Here is a 17,611-nt window from a genome sequence, read left to right as displayed (position 1 = left end):
GTTGCGTGCCGCCCACTCGGAAAGCTTCACCCGATCAAGATAACAGATAAGAAACGCTGAGATTCATTGATGAATCACGCAACAGTTGTCAGCCCTGGTCACCGAGTGGTACGCCCGCGGCGCCACCGACAGTGCCGTACGCCACGCCCTGACCGCCGGCCTCCCCGTCCCGGTCCACAGCCCGGCCGCCTTCCTCCACAAACGCCTGACCACCAAGCTCCCGCCGGAGCCGGAGCCCGCCCCGCGCCCACCGCGCCGGATCCTGGAATGCGCGGAGTGCGGGGTGCCCGGGCGTCCGGAGGCCCTGCCAGAGGGCGTGTGCGGCGGCTGCCGCGACGGGCACACGCCCACGCGCCCCGCCGGGCTCCTGCCCGCCCCTGTGATCCACGCCCGCGCGGCGGAGATCCGTGCCGCGATGTCCCATGAGCGACGAGAAAGGACGCCCGTATGACAGCGCCCACGGTCCGACGAGACCAGTCCAGGGCACGATGGGAGGAAGGAGGCGACGCCATGACCCCTGACACCACTGACCGCCCTCAGATGTCCGTCGAAGACTTCGAGGAACTCGCCCGCAAGGCTCCGAGGGAGCTGCGCAACAGGCTGGAGTTCCTCGGCGGGAGGCTGTGCATCCGTCACGGACCGCTCGACGTGGACGAATTCGAGGAGCTGGCCGACGCCGCCCCCGACACAGTGCGGCTCGAGTACATCAACGGAAAGGTAGTAGTCAAGGCCATGCCAGACGGCAACCACGGCGAAATCTTCATGTGGCTGCTACGTCAGTGCATGCAGCAGCGCCCTGAGCTGAACCTCATGCCCGAGCGAGGCGTCAAGGCCGAGGCATACCGCAAGGGCCGGGCCATCACGGACGGTTTCCTCGCGCCCGTGGACCACTTCCGGGGGCACGGCAACTGGTCCGAAACCGACGGCGCCCTCATGGCCGTAGAGATCACCTCCCACGACCGCGACACCGACACCGACACCGACACCGACACCGACACCGACACCGACACCGACACCGACACCGACACCGACACCGACCAACGCGACCGCATCGACAAGCCCGTCGGCTACGCGGAAGCAGACATCCCCGTCTACCTCCTCATCGACCGCGACAACACCACCATCACCGTCTACAACGAGCCGAAAGACGGCCGGTACCAACAGTCCCCGTCCTATCCCTGGGGCGCCACCGTCGAACTCCCCTCACCGGTGAACATCACCCTCGATACCGAAAAGCTCAAAGACTACGCAGACTGATACCCATGAACCACGCCCAGCTCACCGCCCTGGGCCGCGCCCTCCGTCTTCTCGGGGAGCACGGCGAGGCCCTCACCGGCGACACCCCCGACGCGCGGCTGCACGAGGTCAAGACCGATCTCAAGCGTGCCCTGGATCTGCTGCAGGACAGCGTCGCCGGGGCCGCGCCCTCCACGCGGTGTCCCGAGCACCCCAATGGACCCGTCGACGAGAACGCCCACGACCTGTGCCTGCTCTGCGAGACCCGGCGCCGCGCGGCCCGCCGCTCCGAGTACAACGGGCCCTCCGCGCAACCGCACCCCACCGACCCCACCCCCTCCCGCTACGGCGTCCGCGAGGACCGGCCGCAGCCCCAGCAGCGGTGGCTGCCGGAGCTGTGGAACGGACAGGCGTGGCAGCTGTGCGGGACCCCGCGCCGGGACCGGCACGAGGCCGAGCTCTATCTCGCCGCCCAGCGGCGCGGGCCCCGGGCCGCCATGGCGTACCGGCTCGTGCACGAGTTCACCGACTACGAGGTGTTGCGCGTCTGGGGCACCCCGGTCCGCGTCGACATCGAGCCGCTCGGGAACCTGTAGGAGGCCCCGGCTCCGGTGTCAGCCCAGCAGCGGCATCGGCGCGAATTCGTACCCCTCCCACATCCGCCTCGACGCCTCCTCCGGATAGGCCCTGACCTGCGGCTCCGCGTCCAGCACCTGCACCAGCCGCCGCTGCGTGTCGTAAGCGGGCCAGCCCGGGTCGCCCGTCCTCGCGAACGCCGTCCAGGATTCGCGGAAGCGGGACGACAACGCCCGCGCCTGGGGCGGGACCTCTCCGCCGGGGAACAGCATGATGCCGATGTCGGCGGCGAACGTGCCGAAGAGCAGCGGGATGTCCAGCGCGTGGCAGGCGCCGAAGGCGCCTCCGCCGCCCGGCGCCGGCCAGGTCAGTTCGTAGAGGTGGGCGCGGCCGCCGCCCGCGAGCTGCGCCTCGGCCAGGTGGTGGCTGGGCATGTTGAACAGCCAGTCGGTCTGGACGCGTTCGAACAGCTCGCCCGGCGAGGCGTCGGGGAACGCGGCACGGTACCCCTCGTCCCCCGCACCCGTCGGCGCGAACATGCGCAACGCCCCCCGCGCCTGCTCCTCCGTGATCGTCCCCAGCTGTCCGCCCATCGCCAGGAACAGTCGGAACTCGTCCCGGTTGTGGCCGACGACCAGGTCCACGTCCCGGCCCGCCCCGGCCGCCAGCGCCTGCCAGGGCGTGACCGGCAGGACCTCGCCGTCGACGACCGGGGAGAAGGGGGTCTGGGTCGGGGCCGCCTGGCCCCACCTGTCCAGGTACTGGAGCATCTTCTGGCCCAGCGCCTCCCCTGCGGACGGCAGCGTGCGCGGGTCGACCGTCGACAGATCGGTCGCTGTCGGGCGCAGCCCCGCCTCCGCCGCGATGGCCGTCGCGATGTCACGGGCCAGCGCGTCGGAGAAGTAGGTGCCCGGCACGCTCTGCGCGATGGCCCGCCGGAACAGGCCGGACGCGCTCGGCATGGCCAGCAGGGCCGCCACCGATCCGGCGCCGGCCGACTCGCCGAAGACGGTCACCTGGGCGGGGTCACCGCCGAACGCCGTGATGTTGTCCCGTACCCACCGCAGCGCGGCGACCTGGTCGAGCAGACCGCGGTTGGCGGGTGCTCCGTCGAGGTGGGCGAAGCCCTCGATGCCGACGCGGTAGTTGAGGGAGACGACCACGACGTCACCGTCGTGCGCGATGTGCCGGGCGTCGTAGCCGGGGCTGCCGGCGTGGCCGAGCTTGTAGGCGCCGCCGTAGATCCACACCATGACCGGGCGGTGGGCGGCCGGGTCCGGGTCGGGCGTCCAGACGTTGACCGTCAGCCAGTCGTCGCCCAGCGGTACGTCCAGTGCGCCGCCGCGGCCCAGGAACGCCGCCTCCTGCGGGGGCGGCGGGCCGAAGGCGTACGCGTCGCGTATGCCGTCCCACGCCGGGACCGGGCGCGGCGCCTGGAACCTCGCCTCCCCCACCGGCGGAGCGCCGAAGGGGATCCCCCGGAAGACAGTCAGCCCGTCCTCCCGGCGCCCGCGCACCGCACCGGCTTGGGTACGGACCACGGGCGGGGCGGAGTCGGTCAGGGGACCTCGGGGCTCGGCTGTCGTCATCGTGGGCGCTCTCCTCGCTGGTCGTTGGTCTGCTGAATCATTGCTCTGGGCCATGAATCTCGACAAGCGTTCGCACCTGTTCCTCCCCCAGCTCCCACACCGTCTCGTGCGCCCGCGGGTCCCGCGCGTGGAAGGTGTGGAACAGCGGGCCGGTCGGTCCGCCCAGCTCCACCAGGGAGGCCGACGCCCCGCGCACCGCCCGTTCCGTCCCGGGTGCCGCCGTCAGGTCGATGCGGTTGACCACGCCGGGGGTGACCCAGACCGGCACGGACGCCAGGAAGCCGAAGAGCTGGAGGTGGAAGTGGCCGGTGAGGACGACCCGGACGTCGGTGCCCCGGATCACCGCCGCCAGGTCCTCCGGATTGCGCAGGCCGAAGACACGCTGCGTGTCCACGTCCAGCGTGATGGGCGGGTGGTGGAAGGCGAGGATCGTGCCCTGGGCCGCGGGCTCCCGCAGCACCTCCCGAAGCCAGTCCAGTTGGGCGCGGCTCAGCCGGCCATGACCGCGACCCGGCACCAGCGAGTCCAGCGTGACGACCCGCCAGCCGTCGGCGACCGTGCTCACGGCCGACCGCTCCGACGCCTCGGTCTCCAGGACCGATTCCGGCTCCGGGTGCCCACTGCCCAGCACCTTGCCGAAGGCCACCCGCTCGTCATGGTTGCCGGTCGTGTAGAACACCGGCGCACCGAGACTCCGCGCGAACTCCCCCACCAGCTCCTTCAGGGCCGTATACGCCTCCACCGACCCGTCATTGGCGAGGTCCCCGGTGACGACGACCGCGTCGACGCCCCGCTGGTGCCGGAGTTCGGTGAGCATCAGGCGCAGGGACTCGGTGGCGTTGACGCCCTGCTTGTTGGGGGCGTCGGTGCGTTCCAGATGGGTGTCCGAGAGATGAAGTATCCGCATCTCTCGGACACTAGAGGGGAACTGGCACTCAGGACAGGGTCGCCAGCGCCGCCGCGTCGTACGGCTTCAGCTCGTCCAGGCGGTCGGTGAGGACCTTCGCCGCCCACTCCGGGTCCTGGAGCAGCGCACGGCCCACGGCGATGAAGTCGAACTCCTCGGCCTCCAGGCGGTCGAGGAGGTCGTCGATGCCCTTGACCGGGGCGCCCTCGCCCATGAAACCCTTGATGAAGTCGCCGTCGAGGCCGACCGAGCCGACGGTGATGACGGGCTTGCCGGTGAGCTTCTTGGTCCAGCCGGCCAGGTTGAGGTCCGAGCCGTCGAACTCGGGGAGCCAGTAGCGGCGGGTGGAGGCGTGGAAGGCGTCGACACCGGCCGCGGCGAGCGGGGCCAGGATCGACTCCAGCTCCTCGGGGGTTTCGGCCAGACGGGCGCGGTAGGCCTCCTGCTTCCACTGGGAGTAGCGGAAGATGACCGGGAAGTCGGGCGAGACGGTCTCGCGGACCGCCGCCACGATCTCCTCGGCGAACCTGGCGCGGGCCACCGGGTCGCCGCCGTAGGCGTCGGTACGGCGGTTGGTGCCGGCCCACAGGAACTGGTCGACGAGGTAGCCGTGGGCGCCGTGGATCTCCACGCCGTCGAAGCCGATGCGCTCGGCGGCCGCGGCGGCCTCGGCGAACGCGCCGATGACGTCGTCCAGGTCGCGCCGGGTCATCGCCTTGCCGGTGGGCTCCTCGGCGCCGATGCGCAGGCCGGAGGGGCCGACGGCGGGGGCGTCGGCGTAGGGCGGCTGGCCCTGCTCCCGCACCATGCCGATGTGCCACAGCTGCGGCACGATGGTGCCGCCCGCCGCGTGCACGTCCGCTGCGACCTTCGCCCAGCCCGCGAGCTGCTCCTCGCCGTGGAAGCGGGGGATGCTGTCGCTCTGCCCTGCCGACTCGTGGCCGACGTAGGTGCCCTCGGTGACGATCAGGCCGACGCCCGCGGCGGCACGGCGCGCGTAGTACGACGCCACGTCCGCGCCGGGGATGCCGCCCGGGGAGAAGTGGCGGGTCATGGGCGCCATCACGATGCGGTTCGGGACGGTGAGGCTGTTGATCGCGGTCGGCCGGGAGAGGACGCGGGCCGCGCGGGAGGTGGACTCGGAGGTGGTGGCGGTCACAGTGAGGGCTCCTCGGAGGGTCGGACGGACTTCGAGCAGTCGTCGATCAGAAGGACATTCCGGACGGTATGTGCATGCGCATCGACCGCCCGCTCGCACAACCACACCACCGGTCCGGGCATTCCGGCGTCCCGGTCGGCGCCCCTGTGATCCCGCACACGCCCGAGGGCGGCACCCCCTGTCTCCAGGGAGTGCCGCCCTCGGTGTCGTACAGCGATGAACTGTCGTACGGCGACGAACTCGCGATCCTCGAAAGGATCAGAAGTCCATGTCACCGCCCGGCATGCCGCCGCCGGCCGGGGCAGCGCCCGCCTTCTCCGGCTTGTCGGCGATGACGGCCTCGGTGGTGAGGAACAGCGCGGCGATGGAGGCGGCGTTCTGCAGGGCAGAGCGCGTCACCTTCGCCGGGTCGATGATGCCCTCGGCGATCATGTCGACGTACTCACCGGTCGCGGCGTTCAGGCCGTGGCCGACGGGCAGGTTGCGCACCTTCTCGACGATGACGCCACCCTCGAGACCACCGTTGACGGCGATCTGCTTGAGCGGGGCCTCCAGGGCGAGCCGCACGGCGTTGGCGCCGGTCGCCTCGTCACCCTCGAGGTCCAGCTTCTCGAAGACCGAGGAGGCCTGGATGAGGGCCACGCCACCACCCGCGACGATGCCCTCCTCGACGGCCGCCTTCGCGTTGCGAACGGCGTCCTCGATGCGGTGCTTGCGCTCCTTGAGCTCGACCTCGGTGGCGGCACCGGCCTTGATGACGGCCACGCCGCCCGCGAGCTTCGCCAGGCGCTCCTGGAGCTTCTCGCGGTCGTAGTCGGAGTCGCTGTTCTCGATCTCGGCGCGGATCTGGTTGACCCGGCCCTGAACCTGCTCGGAGGAGCCGGCACCGTCGACGATGGTGGTCTCGTCCTTGGTGATGACGACCTTGCGGGCACGGCCCAGGAGGTCGATCGTGGTGTTCTCCAGCTTGAGGCCGACCTCCTCGGAGATGACCTCGCCGCCGGTGAGGATGGCGATGTCGTTCAGCATCGCCTTGCGGCGGTCACCGAAGCCCGGGGCCTTGACGGCGACGGACTTGAAGGTGCCACGGATCTTGTTGACGACCAGGGTCGACAGGGCCTCGCCCTCGACGTCCTCGGCGATGATCAGCAGCGGCTTGCCCGACTGCATGACCTTCTCCAGGAGCGGGAGCAGGTCCTTGACGGAGCCGATCTTGGAGTTGGCGATCAGGATGTACGGGTCGTCGAGCGACGCCTCCATACGCTCCATGTCGGTGGCGAAGTACGCCGAGATGTAGCCCTTGTCGAAGCGCATACCCTCGGTGAGCTCAAGCTCCAGCCCGAAGGTCTGGGACTCCTCGACGGTGATGACGCCTTCCTTGCCGACCTTGTCCATCGCCTCGGCGATGAGCTCGCCGATCTGGGTGTCGGCGGCGGAGATGGAGGCCGTGGAGGCGATCTGCTCCTTGGTCTCGACATCCTTGGCCTGCTCGAGCAGGGCACCGGAGACGGCCTCGACGGCCTTCTCGATACCGCGCTTGAGGGCCATCGGGTTGGCGCCGGCGGCTACGTTGCGCAGACCCTCACGCACGAGCGCCTGGGCGAGCACGGTCGCCGTGGTCGTTCCGTCACCGGCGACGTCGTCCGTCTTCTTGGCGACTTCCTTGACCAGCTCGGCGCCGATCTTCTCGTACGGGTCCTCGAGCTCGATCTCCTTGGCGATGGAAACACCATCGTTGGTGATCGTGGGCGCGCCCCACTTCTTCTCGAGGACGACGTTGCGGCCCTTGGGGCCAAGGGTGACCTTGACGGCGTCGGCGAGCTGGTTCATCCCGCGCTCGAGACCGCGCCGTGCCTCCTCGTCGAACGCGATGATCTTGGCCATGTGAAGTGGTCCTCCCGGACAGGGGGTGGATTTCTCCGGACCGCGCTGGCGCCCGCGACGGACGGCCTGCCTGCCTCGTGGTTCCTTGCCCCACATGGCCTGCGGGCCTCACCGACCCGGTCCTCGTTGTCACTCTCACCTTCAGAGTGCTAACGCCAATGATTAGCACTCGCCCCTGCCGAGTGCAAGCTCCTCTCAGTGGTCGGCACCGCCGCGCGGGGTCTGCGCGGGGCCTGCGCGGGCCTCGCGCCCGACATGCGCCGGGCATGCCGAAGGGCTCGTAACCCATGACTCCCCATGGGATACGAGCCCTCCGAAGAACAGAAGAACGTCGCTGTCAGTCGGCGCGTGCTTCAGCCGGTCGCCAGTCGGACCATGTCCGCCTGCGGCCCCTTCTGGCCCTGCGAGATCTCGAAATCAACTCGCTGACCTTCCTCCAGGGTGCGGTAGCCGTCCATCTGAATCGCGCTGTAGTGGACGAAAACATCCGCACCACCGTCGACCGCGATGAAGCCGTACCCCTTCTCCGCGTTGAACCACTTGACGGTGCCCTGAGCCATGCCTAACTCCCCTATTACTGGCCCTTGCACAGATCCACACTTCGCGGATCCGGGTCAGACCTCACCCCCCACATGGTTGGGGGCGTGCGCCGGAACGCGTCGACCGCGGCCGAATGTATCTGCCCAACTGCCGTCTGCAACAGGTCAATCGGACGAGAATTCCGGACGCGCACGGTCCGGAATGTGGCGAGAATTCGCCCGAATTCAGGGCAAGTCGGGCTCCACAAAATGCACAAAAGCCGCGAAAGAAGCACACACTTTGGCTACTTCTTATCGGGTGCAAGGTGGTAATCAAGGGCTTCCGACCCGCAGGTCGGCATCGCGTTCCCCAACTGTACCGCGCTCAACCACATTGAATTGCCCCCTCCGCTTCTCTCACGGAGGGGGCAATTCAATGAACTCTCGGTAATCAGCGTTACCGACGGTAATGATCAGCCGCCGGCCACGGCCGGAATGATGGAGACACCGGCACCGTCCGGGGTCGCGGTCTCCAGACCCTGCTCGAAGCGGACGTCGTCGTCGTTGACGTACACGTTGACGAACCGGCGCAGCTTGCCCTGGTCGTCGAGCACCCGGGCGGCGATACCCGTGTGGTTCTTCTCCAGGTCGGTGATGACCTCGGCGAGGGTGGCCCCCTCGGCGACGACCTCGGCCTTGCCACCGGTGTAGGTGCGCAGGATGGTGGGGATGCGGACGGTAACGCTCACGGTTGAAACCTCCGGTCAGGGATACGGGCCTAGGGGCGCGGGGAACTGCGCGGCCAGCCCCCACCGGCCTGCAGCTTGAAGACGGACTAGGCGAGACCAGCCTCGCGGAACGACTCCAGGTTCGGACGAATGGTCGCAGTCAGCCCCGTACCCGCCACCGCGTCCAAGGTCTTGAGACCGTCACCGGTGTTCAGCACGACCGTGGTCTTCGTCGGATCGAGGAGGCCGTTCTCGATCAGCTTGCGGGTGACTCCGACGGTCACGCCACCCGCGGTCTCCGCGAAGATGCCCTCCGTGCGCGCGAGGAGCTTGATCGCGTCCACGATCTGCTCGTCGTTGACGTCCTCCACCGCACCACCCGTACGCCGCGCGATGTCGAGGACGTAAGGACCGTCCGCCGGGTTGCCGATGGCCAGCGACTTGGCGATGGTGTTCGGCTTCTGCGGGCGGACGACGTCGTGCCCGGCCTTGTAGGCGACGGACACCGGCGAGCAGCCCTCGGCCTGGGCGCCGAAGATCTTGTACGGCTTGTCCTCGACGAGCCCGAGATCGATCAGCTCCTTCAGACCCTTGTCGATCTTCGTGAGCTGTGAGCCGGAGGCGATCGGCACCACCAGCTGGTCCGGGAGCTGCCAGCCGAGCTGCTCGCAGATCTCGTACGCCAGGGTCTTGGAGCCCTCGGCGTAGTACGGCCGCAGGTTGACGTTGACGAAGCCCCAGCCCTCGCCGGCCGGGTCGCCGATCAGCTCGGAGCAGAAGCGGTTCACGTCGTCGTAGTTGCCCTCGATGCCGACGAGCTCGCCGCCGTAGATGGCGGCCATGACGACCTTGCCCTGCTCCAGGTCGTGCGGGATGAACACGCAGGAGCGAAAGCCCGCGCGGGCGGCGGCGGCGCCGACGGCACCGGCCAGGTTGCCCGTGGAGGAGCAGGAGAGGGTGGTGAAGTCGAACGCGCGGGCGGCCTCGATGGCCTGGGCGACGACGCGGTCCTTGAAGGAGTGCGTCGGGTTGCCGGAGTCGTCCTTGACGAAGAGCTTGCCGGCCTCGACACCCAGCTCGCGGGCGAGGTTGTCGGCCTTGACGAGCTTGGTCCAGCCGGGGTTGATGTTGGGCTTGTCCGCCACGTCGGCCGGGACGGGCAGCAGCGGCGCGTAGCGCCAGATGTTCGCGGGGCCCGCCTCGATCTGCTTGCGGAGCTCCTCCGTGTCGTAGCCGGAGAAGTCGTACGCGATCTCGAGCGGGCCGAAACACTCCTCGCACGCGAAGACCGGGCCGAGGGGCACGCGGTGGCCGCACTCGCGGCAGCTCAGCGCGGCGGCGGGGCCGAGATCGACGGGGGAATCCGCGGGGACGTTCGCGGTGTTGTCCGTGGTGCTTGCAACAGTCTGCGCAGCCATGTGAGGCGAGGCCCTTTCTCCTCATCTTCCTCACGACGCATCTCGCCGTGAGACGGATTTGGCACCTTCCCGAGCCGGGGAGCCTCGCGAAGACGATCGTCAGTGATCGCTACGAGACCGGCTGGAGGGTTGCCGGGGCTTCATCGGGCCGTATCCCTCTGCCCCTCTGGATGAGCGGTATGAAGTTGTTGATCGTTGAAACGGAACGCCGACCCCGACATGCGATGGTCATCAGCGTTGTTCAAGACTGTAACCGAAGGCCAGGACAGTTGAGATAGCCGTCCGAACCGCGAGATGGATCACATGTTCCACAAGAGAGCATGGATCAGACGCTCGCCGAGAGAACGCAGAGGAGCCGCGCACCGTGCTGAATGAGGTCGAGCGTTGGCTGAGCACTCGCTCCTGGTCGAAGACCGATCGCCCGCTCCACAAGATCCTGGCTGCGAAACGCGCCACGCGACAGTCGGTCAGTGTCGTGCTGCCCGCGCTCAACGAGGAGGAGACGGTCGGTGACATCGTCGCCGTGATCCGTCATGACCTCATGCAACAGGTCCCGCTCGTCGACGAGATCGTCGTCGTCGACTCGGGATCGACCGACCGTACGTCCGAAGTGGCAGCCGCCGCTGGGGCCCGGGTCGTCCACCGCGACGACATCCTCCCCCGCATCCCGATCGCCCCCGGCAAGGGCGAGGTGCTCTGGCGCTCGCTCCTGGCCACCAGCGGCGACATCGTCTGCTTCATCGACGCCGACCTGAAGGAGTTCTCCTCCGACTTCGTCTCCGGCATCGTGGGCCCGCTGCTCACCGAGCCCGGGGTCCAGCTCGTCAAGGGGATGTACGACCGTCCCCTGGGCGGCGCGGCCGGTCAGGGCGGCCGGGTCACCGAACTGATGGCCCGCCCGCTGCTCAACATGCACTGGCCACAGCTGGCCGGTTTCGTACAGCCGCTCGGCGGCGAGTACGCGGCCCGCCGCTCACTGCTCGAACAGCTGCCGTTCCCGGTCGGGTACGGCGTCGAGCTGGGCATGCTGGTCGACGCCCTGCACCTGGTGGGCCTGGACGCGCTCGCCCAGGTCGACGTCGGGGTGCGCAAGCACCGCCACCAGGACGGCCAGGCACTGGGCCGCATGTCCGCCGCGATCTACCGCACGGCCCAGCTCCGGCTGGCCCGCGGGCACCTCATCCGTCCGTCCCTCACGCAGTTCGAACGGGGCGAGGACGGCTTCGAGCCGCGTACCTACTCCGTGGACACGGAGGAGCGGCCGCCGATGGTGGAGATCGCGGAGTACGCGCAGCGAAAGGTCGCCTGACCGGGTGTGTTCCGGTGTCCGGGGGCCGTATACGGCCCCCGGACCCGCCCGAACGTTTGAGTGTTTCCGGGCCGGGCTAGGTTGAGGCGTATGGCTTCAACGCAGGGTGTCGGCAGTGCAGAGGTACTGGTCGCGTCCAACCGCGGCCCGGTTTCGTACGAGGTCCGACCGGACAGCACGGACGGCTCGCTCCACGCCAAACGGGGTGGCGGCGGGCTGGTCTCGGGCCTGTCCGCCATCGGACCCGACGCGGGCGCGCTGTGGGTGTGCTCGGCGCTGGGCGACGGCGACCGCGAGGCGGTACGACGCGGGATCGGCGAGCCGGGCGTCCGCATGCTCGACGTCCCTGCCGACGTGCACGCCGACGCGTACAACGGCATCGCCAACTCCGTGCTGTGGTTCGTCCACCACATGCTGTACCAGACCCCTCTGGAGCCCGTCTTCGACGCGGAGTTCCGGCGGCAGTGGGCGTCGTACGAGACGTACAACCGCGCGTTCGCCCAGGCCCTGGCCGAGGAAGCGGCCGAGGGCGCGGCGGTCGTGGTGCAGGACTACCACCTGTGCCTGGTGCCCGGAATGCTCCGGGAGCTGCGTCCGGACCTGCGGATCGGCCACTTCTCGCACACGCCGTGGGCGCCGCCGGACTACTTCCGGATGCTCCCCGACGACATCCGCGCGCAGCTGTTGGGGGGAATGCTCGGCGCGGACCGGCTGGGTTTCCTCACCCACCGCTGGGCGGACGCGTTCACCGCGTGCTGTACGGAGTTCGCCGGCGGACTCGGGGACACGCGGATCGGCGTGCACGGGCTGGGCGCGGACGCGGACTTCCTGCGGAAGCGGGCGCACGAGGGGGACGTCGAGGAACGGATGACGGCGCTGCGGGCGGAGATCGGCGAGGGCCGCAAGGCGATCGTGCGGGTCGACAGGACCGAGCTGTCGAAGAACATCGTGCGGGGACTGCTGGCGTACCGGCAGCTGCTCGACGACCACCCCGAGTGGCGCGAGCGGGTGGTGCACGTGGCGTTCGCGTACCCGTCCCGACAGGACCTCGCCGTGTACCGGGAGTACATGGCGGAGGTGCGGCGGCTGGCGGACGAGATCAACGCCGGGTACGGCACGCCGGGTTGGACACCGGTCCTGCTGCACCTGAAGGACGACTTCGCGCGCTCCCTGGCCGCCTACCGCCTCGCCGACGTGGCCCTCGTCAACCCCATCCGGGACGGCATGAACCTCGTCGCGAAGGAGGTGCCGGTGATCTCCGACGAGGGGTGCGTGCTGGTGCTGTCGCGGGAGGCGGGGGCGTTCGAGGAACTGGGCGAGGACGCGATCCCCGTCAACCCGTACGACGTGATCGGCACGGCCAGGGCCCTGCACGAGGCGCTGACCATGTCGGCGGGCGAACGGGCCGAGCGAACGAAGAGACTCACCGCGGCGGCGACCGCCTTGCCGCCGGCGCAGTGGTTCCTGGAGCAGTTGGACGCGCTGAGCCGACCGGCCTAGCCGATCCGCTCGGCGAGCGCCCGGAGGAGCCGTACGACCCCCTCCGGGCCGTCCACGACCACGTCCGCCCGCTCCCGCAGCTCGGTGACCTCGTCGCTGCCGCTGCACACCAGCAGGCCCGGGGTGCCGTCGGAACGGAGTTTGTCGACGGCGGCGAAGGCAGGGAGGTCGCCGAGGTCGTCGCCGGCGTAGAGGACGGACGTGGCGACGATCTCACGGACGTACTCGAGGAGGGCGACGCCCTTGTCCATGCCCGGCGGTCGGAGCTCGAGGACGAGCCGGCCGGGTTCGACGATCAGACCGTGCCGGGCGGCCAGCTCGGTGAGGGGGTCGCGCAGAGTCTCGAACGCGGCCTGCGGATCGGCGGCCCGCCGGGTGTGTACGGCGACCGCGCGCCCCTTCTCCTCGATCCACGCCCCCTGCCGGACCCCGGCCCCCTCGATCACGCCCGGCAACTCGGCACGGACGGCGGCGACGCCGGGGTGCGGGGCGGGGGCGCTGACGGTTCCGGTACGGGCGTCCCAGCGCTCGGCGCCGTAATGGCCGAGGACGACGAGGTGTTCGAGACCGGGGACGTCGGCGAAGCCGCCGTGCCGGACGGCCACCGCGGCCGGGCGCCCCGTGACCACGGCCACGGCGGCGACCTTCGGAGCGAGCGCGGCGAGCACGGCCACCGCCTCGGGATGGGCCCGCGCCTTCTCCGGATCCGCCACGATCGGCGCGAGCGTCCCGTCGAAGTCGAGCGCGATCACCGCGCGCTCCGGCCGAGCGAGGAGGGCCTGGAGCCCCTCCCACCCTGCCGGCGTCGCCGGGTCCGTGGATTCCGTGTAGCTACCCATGACGCGACCCTATCGGCGTCTCCCTGGGAGCTCCGCCCCTGGTACCGGGGTCGAAGGGGTCCGCGCCCTTACCGCTCCGAGCGGCGTGCGTCCCGTACCCGGCGCAGGCGATTCACCGTCACCGGGTCGAACGCCAACGCCCGCTCGTCGTCCAGCAACGCGTTCAGCAACTGGTAGTAGCGCACCGGCGCCAACCCCAGCTCCTCGCGTATCGCCCGCTCCTTCAGCCCGGGCCCGCTGAACCCCCGCCGCTCCAGCGCGATGATCTGCCGCTCCCTGCGACCCAGGTCCCGCTCCTCGTCCATACCCGCACGCTAACCGCCGGCACTGACAAGTGACAGTCGCTACCTCGCCGCCTGCGCCGCGGCAGCCGTCGCCTGCAGCCCGCTCAGCACGGACGCCGGGCTCCCGCCCGACGCCACGGCCTGCCCGATCCCCTTCTTCACGGCCGCGCTGACCTGCGCCCAGGACGTCTCCCCCACCGGATACGTCTCGGACAGCGGCAGCTCGTCGAGGAACGGCTTGAGACCGGCGTCCTGCTTCGCCGCGCTCATGGCGTCGGACGCGGAGTTGGTGACCGGCAGCAGGTCGTACTCGCGGGAGAAGGCGAGGACGTTCTTCTCGCTGTAGACGAAGTCGAGGAAGTCGCCGATCTGCTCGGCGTGCCCGTTCTTCTTGAAGGCGGTCATCCAGTCGGCGACCCCCATGGATATCTTGCTCTGGCCGGTCTCGCCGGGCATCGCCACCATGCCGAACTTCACGCCCTTCTTGGCGGCCATCTTCATCAGCGAGGGATGCCCGTTGAGCATGCCGACGTCCCCGTTCGCGAACGCGGCGAACGCGTCGGCCCGGTTGAGCTTCCCGGGCGCGACCGGCCCGGTCAGCCCCTTGCCCACGAGGTCGTCCTTCAGCCAGGTGAAGGTGTCGGTGTTCTCCGAGGAGTCGATGCTGTACGTGCCGAGCGTGTCGGTGTAACCGCCGCCGCCGCTGAGCAGCCACTGCAGGGTCTCGGCCTGCGCCTCCTCCGGCCCGAGGGGCAGCGCGTACGGGTATTTCACGCCTGCCGCCTTCAGCGCCTCGGCGTCCGCGGCGAGCTCGGCCCAGCTGGTCGGCGGGGTGAGACCGGCGTCGGTGAAGAGGGTCTTGTTGTAGAAGAGCAGCCGGGTGGAGGCGGCGAACGGCATGCCGTACTGGATGCCGTTCACCTCGCCCGCGTTGGACAGCTGGGAGATCCAGTCGGCCTGGACGGGGATGGAGACCAGGTCGTCGGCCGTGTAGAGCTGGTCCGCGTCCGCGTAGTCGGCGTACGCGCCGATCTGCGCCATGTCGGGCGCCTCGCCGGCGTCGACCAGCTCCTTGACCTTGCGGTCGACGTCGTTCCAGGAGTAGACGCTCACCTCGACCCGCACGCCGTCGTGCTTCGACTCGTACTCCTTGACCAGCGCGTCCCAGTACTTCTTGGAGCTGTTGGCCGTGCTGTCGCCGTAGTCGGCGGCCACCAGCTTCAGGGTCACCTCGCCCGAGTCACCGGTGAGGCCGCAGCCCCCGAGGACCGCCGTCAGGCCCAGTGCGGACACCGCCGCGATCGTTCCCGCCCTACCGCGCTGCACTGCCATCGCTCCAACGTTGTCGATCAATGAAACTCTCGAAAGGTCATACATATTGCCTCCATAAGGTCTACACCACGTGAGTGGACTAGACCTCTTGAGGGTAGACGGGCCACACTGTCCCGGTGAGACATGTCATCGCCCTCGATGTGGGCGGCACCGGAATGAAGGCCGCCCTGGCAGGGGCGAGCGGCGAGCTGCTGTACCAGGCCCGCCGCGCCACCGGCCGCGAGCGCGGGCCGGAGGCGGTCGTCGAGGGCATCCTCGACTTCGCCGCCGAGCTGCGCGCGTACGGCATCGAGCACTTCGGCGAGCCCGCGGCGGCGGCCGGCGTCGCCGTCCCCGGCATCGTCGACGAGAACCGCGGCATCGCCGCCTACTCGGCCAACCTGGGCTGGCGTGACGTACCCCTGCGCGAGCTGCTCGCCGCGAAGCTCCACGGCGTGCCCGTCGCCCTCGGCCACGACGTCCGCACCGGCGGCCTCGCGGAGGGCCGGATCGGCGCGGGCAAGGGCGCCGACCGTTTCCTGTTCGTGCCGCTGGGCACCGGCATCGCGGGCGCCATCGGCATCGGCGGCCGGGTGGAGGCGGGCGCCCACGGCTTCGCGGGAGAGATCGGCCACATCGTCGTACGGCCCGCGGGAACCGCCTGTCCGTGCGGGCAGCGCGGCTGTCTGGAGCGGTACGCGTCCGCGGCGGCGGTGAGCGAGGCGTGGGCGGCGGCCTGCGGGGACCCCGGGGCGGACGCGGCCGACTGCGCCAAGGCCGTCGAGTCCGGCGACCCGAACGCCGTACGGGTGTGGCAGCAGGCCGTGGACGCTTTGGCCGACGGCCTGGTCACCGCCCTCACCCTGCTGGACCCCCGCACCCTCATCATCGGTGGCGGCCTCGCCGAAGCGGGAGAAACCTTGTTCACACCCCTGCGGGACGCCGTCCGGCGGCGCATCACCTTCCAGAAACAGCCGTCGATCGTCCCCGCGGCCCTGGGCGACACCGCGGGCTGCCTCGGTGCCGGGCTCCTGGCCTGGGACCTCCTCGAATCCACCGACCGTACGGAGGCAACGCCCTGATGGCCAACCCCCCAGGGGCGCGGGACAGCGCCGACAAGCGGCTCCGCCGCGGGGCGCGACCAGCCGCGACGCATCCGCACCCCGCAACCGGCAAGGCGCCTACGATCCTCACCGGCGCCAACGTGGTCATGCCGACCGGAACCATCGAAGGCGGCCAAGTCATCGTCGACGGCACCCGCATCGCCGGCACCGCCCCGGAGAACGCCCACCTGATCGACGTACAAGCCCACTGGCTGGTACCCGGCTTCGTCGACATCCACAACCACGGCGGCGGCGGAGCCTCCTTCACCTCCGGCACGGTCGACGAGGTCCTCAAGGGCATCCACACCCACCGCCTGCACGGCACCACGACCCTCGTCGCCTCCACGGTCACCGGTGACATGGACTTCCTGGCCCAGCGGGCCGGGCTGCTGTCCGAGCTGGCCGAGCAGGGCGAGATCGCCGGGATCCACTTCGAGGGGCCGTTCATCTCCCCGTGCCGCAAGGGCGCGCACTCCGCGCAGCTGCTGCGCGACCCGGATCCCGCCGAGGTCCGCAAGCTGATCGACGCTGCGCGCGGCAAGGCGAAGATGGTGACGCTCGCCACCGAGCTGCCGGGCGGCATCGACTCCGTACGGCTGCTCGTCGAGCACGGCGTGATCGCGGCGATCGGGCACACCGACGCGACGTACGAGCAGACGGTGGAGGCCATCGAGGCAGGCGCCACGGTCGCCACCCACCTCTTCAACGCGATGCCCACGCTCGGCCACCGCGCCCCGGGCCCCATCGCCGCCCTCCTGGAGGACGAGCGGATCACCGTCGAGCTCATCAACGACGGCACACACCTCCACCCGGCCTCCCTCCAACTCGCCTTCCATCACGCGGGCGCGGGGCGGGTGGCCTTCATCACGGACGCGATGGACGCGGCCGGCTTCGGCGACGGTCGTTACATGCTCGGCCCGCTTGAGGTGGAGGTGGCCGACGGCGTGGCCCGCCTGGTGGAGGGCGGCTCCATCGCGGGCTCCACCCTCACCTTGGACCGCGCCTTCAAGCGGGCGGTGACGATCGACGGACTGTCCGTCGAGGACACGGTCGCCGCCCTGTCCGCCAACCCGGCCCGCCTGCTCGGCATGGACGACACCGTCGGCTCCCTGGAACCCGGCAAGGACGCCGACCTGGTCCTGCTGGACGCCGACTTCGGACTCAAGGGCGTGATGCGCCGGGGGGAATGGGTGGTCGATCCCCAACTGGGGTGATCTGTCCCTCTGTTGAGGACGGCGGTTGTCCTGTCA

At 69.9% G+C, this 17,611-nt stretch carries 17 protein-coding genes and 1 riboswitch; of the genes, 7 read left to right on the top strand and 10 right to left on the bottom strand.

Annotated elements, in window-relative coordinates; genetic code table 11:
* The first annotated feature begins 85 nt into the window (after positions 1-85).
* The 3 genes from ACFYO2_RS39815 to ACFYO2_RS39805 are packed head-to-tail and all read left to right on the top strand — an operon-like array spanning position 86 to position 1,832.
* On the top strand, positions 86-451 hold the full coding sequence (locus tag ACFYO2_RS39815; RefSeq protein ID WP_388359626.1) for a hypothetical protein: 366 nt from the start codon (positions 86-88) through the stop codon (positions 449-451).
* Positions 452-510: 59 nt separating this feature from the next.
* On the top strand, positions 511-1,257 hold the full coding sequence (locus ACFYO2_RS39810; RefSeq protein ID WP_388359623.1) for a Uma2 family endonuclease: 747 nt from the start codon (positions 511-513) through the stop codon (positions 1,255-1,257).
* Between the two features lie 5 nt (positions 1,258-1,262).
* Positions 1,263-1,832 (top strand): hypothetical protein, encoded by a 570-nt coding sequence (locus tag ACFYO2_RS39805; protein ID WP_388359620.1) that lies wholly within the window; start codon positions 1,263-1,265, stop codon positions 1,830-1,832.
* 18 nt (positions 1,833-1,850) lie between these two features.
* Here ACFYO2_RS39805 and ACFYO2_RS39800 read toward each other — a convergent pair whose 3' ends face one another.
* The 7 genes from ACFYO2_RS39800 to thrC form a co-directional block, all read right to left on the bottom strand.
* Positions 1,851-3,401: a carboxylesterase/lipase family protein gene (locus tag ACFYO2_RS39800; protein WP_388359618.1), complete on the bottom strand. Its 1,551-nt coding sequence runs from the start codon at positions 3,399-3,401 to the stop codon at positions 1,851-1,853.
* A 37-nt stretch (positions 3,402-3,438) separates the two neighbouring features.
* Entirely contained in the window at positions 3,439-4,308 is an 870-nt protein-coding gene (locus ACFYO2_RS39795; RefSeq protein ID WP_388359615.1) for a metallophosphoesterase family protein, read from the bottom strand.
* A 28-nt stretch (positions 4,309-4,336) separates the two neighbouring features.
* A complete protein-coding gene (locus ACFYO2_RS39790; protein WP_388359613.1) occupies positions 4,337-5,467 on the bottom strand; it encodes an NADH:flavin oxidoreductase in 1,131 nt (376 codons plus the stop codon).
* A gap of 258 nt (positions 5,468-5,725) precedes the next feature.
* Positions 5,726-7,351: a chaperonin GroEL gene (gene groL / locus ACFYO2_RS39785; protein ID WP_388359610.1), complete on the bottom strand. Its 1,626-nt coding sequence runs from the start codon at positions 7,349-7,351 to the stop codon at positions 5,726-5,728.
* Between the two features lie 353 nt (positions 7,352-7,704).
* The gene (locus ACFYO2_RS39780; protein ID WP_007493268.1) at positions 7,705-7,911 is read right to left on the bottom strand and encodes a cold-shock protein; all 207 of its coding nucleotides are present in this window, start codon (positions 7,909-7,911) and stop codon (positions 7,705-7,707) included.
* A gap of 431 nt (positions 7,912-8,342) precedes the next feature.
* Complete coding sequence (locus ACFYO2_RS39775; protein WP_388359608.1) at positions 8,343-8,618, bottom strand: ubiquitin-like small modifier protein 1; 276 nt, start codon at positions 8,616-8,618, stop codon at positions 8,343-8,345.
* An 86-nt stretch (positions 8,619-8,704) separates the two neighbouring features.
* The gene (gene thrC / locus ACFYO2_RS39770; RefSeq protein ID WP_388359605.1) at positions 8,705-10,015 is read right to left on the bottom strand and encodes a threonine synthase; all 1,311 of its coding nucleotides are present in this window, start codon (positions 10,013-10,015) and stop codon (positions 8,705-8,707) included.
* Between the two features lie 18 nt (positions 10,016-10,033).
* Positions 10,034-10,192, bottom strand: a riboswitch (SAM riboswitch).
* A gap of 187 nt (positions 10,193-10,379) precedes the next feature.
* On the opposite strand from thrC, the gene ACFYO2_RS39765 reads away from it, so the two are divergent.
* On the top strand, positions 10,380-11,324 hold the full coding sequence (locus tag ACFYO2_RS39765; RefSeq protein ID WP_388359602.1) for a glucosyl-3-phosphoglycerate synthase: 945 nt from the start codon (positions 10,380-10,382) through the stop codon (positions 11,322-11,324).
* 90 nt (positions 11,325-11,414) lie between these two features.
* Positions 11,415-12,824, top strand: coding sequence for a trehalose-6-phosphate synthase (locus tag ACFYO2_RS39760; RefSeq protein WP_388359599.1), 1,410 nt, complete (start codon positions 11,415-11,417; stop codon positions 12,822-12,824).
* Here the strand turns inward: ACFYO2_RS39760 and otsB are convergent.
* From otsB to ACFYO2_RS39745, 3 genes are all read right to left on the bottom strand, one after another.
* Positions 12,821-13,663 carry a trehalose-phosphatase gene (otsB, locus tag ACFYO2_RS39755; RefSeq protein ID WP_388359596.1) on the bottom strand — a complete coding sequence of 281 codons (843 nt, stop codon included), beginning with the start codon at positions 13,661-13,663 and terminating at the stop codon, positions 12,821-12,823. The two genes, ACFYO2_RS39760 and otsB, sit on opposite strands and share 4 nt — an antisense overlap.
* A gap of 68 nt (positions 13,664-13,731) precedes the next feature.
* Positions 13,732-13,968, bottom strand: coding sequence for a DUF3263 domain-containing protein (locus ACFYO2_RS39750; protein ID WP_388359592.1), 237 nt, complete (start codon positions 13,966-13,968; stop codon positions 13,732-13,734).
* 39 nt (positions 13,969-14,007) lie between these two features.
* Complete coding sequence (locus ACFYO2_RS39745) at positions 14,008-15,279, bottom strand: extracellular solute-binding protein (RefSeq protein ID WP_388359589.1); 1,272 nt, start codon at positions 15,277-15,279, stop codon at positions 14,008-14,010.
* Between the two features lie 116 nt (positions 15,280-15,395).
* On the opposite strand from ACFYO2_RS39745, the gene ACFYO2_RS39740 reads away from it, so the two are divergent.
* The gene (locus ACFYO2_RS39740) at positions 15,396-16,340 is read left to right on the top strand and encodes an ROK family protein (protein ID WP_388359586.1); all 945 of its coding nucleotides are present in this window, start codon (positions 15,396-15,398) and stop codon (positions 16,338-16,340) included.
* The gene (gene nagA / locus ACFYO2_RS39735) at positions 16,340-17,575 is read left to right on the top strand and encodes an N-acetylglucosamine-6-phosphate deacetylase (protein WP_388359585.1); all 1,236 of its coding nucleotides are present in this window, start codon (positions 16,340-16,342) and stop codon (positions 17,573-17,575) included. The genes ACFYO2_RS39740 and nagA overlap by 1 nt, the downstream gene beginning before the upstream one ends.
* Positions 17,576-17,611 lie beyond the last annotated feature (36 nt).

Origin of the sequence: Streptomyces sp. NPDC006602, from assembly GCF_042870385.1 — a bacterium.
Lineage (GTDB): Bacteria > Actinomycetota > Actinomycetes > Streptomycetales > Streptomycetaceae > Streptomyces.
The sequence above is the reverse complement of the archived record's forward strand: the minus strand, read 5'-3'. Positions and strand labels throughout refer to the sequence as shown.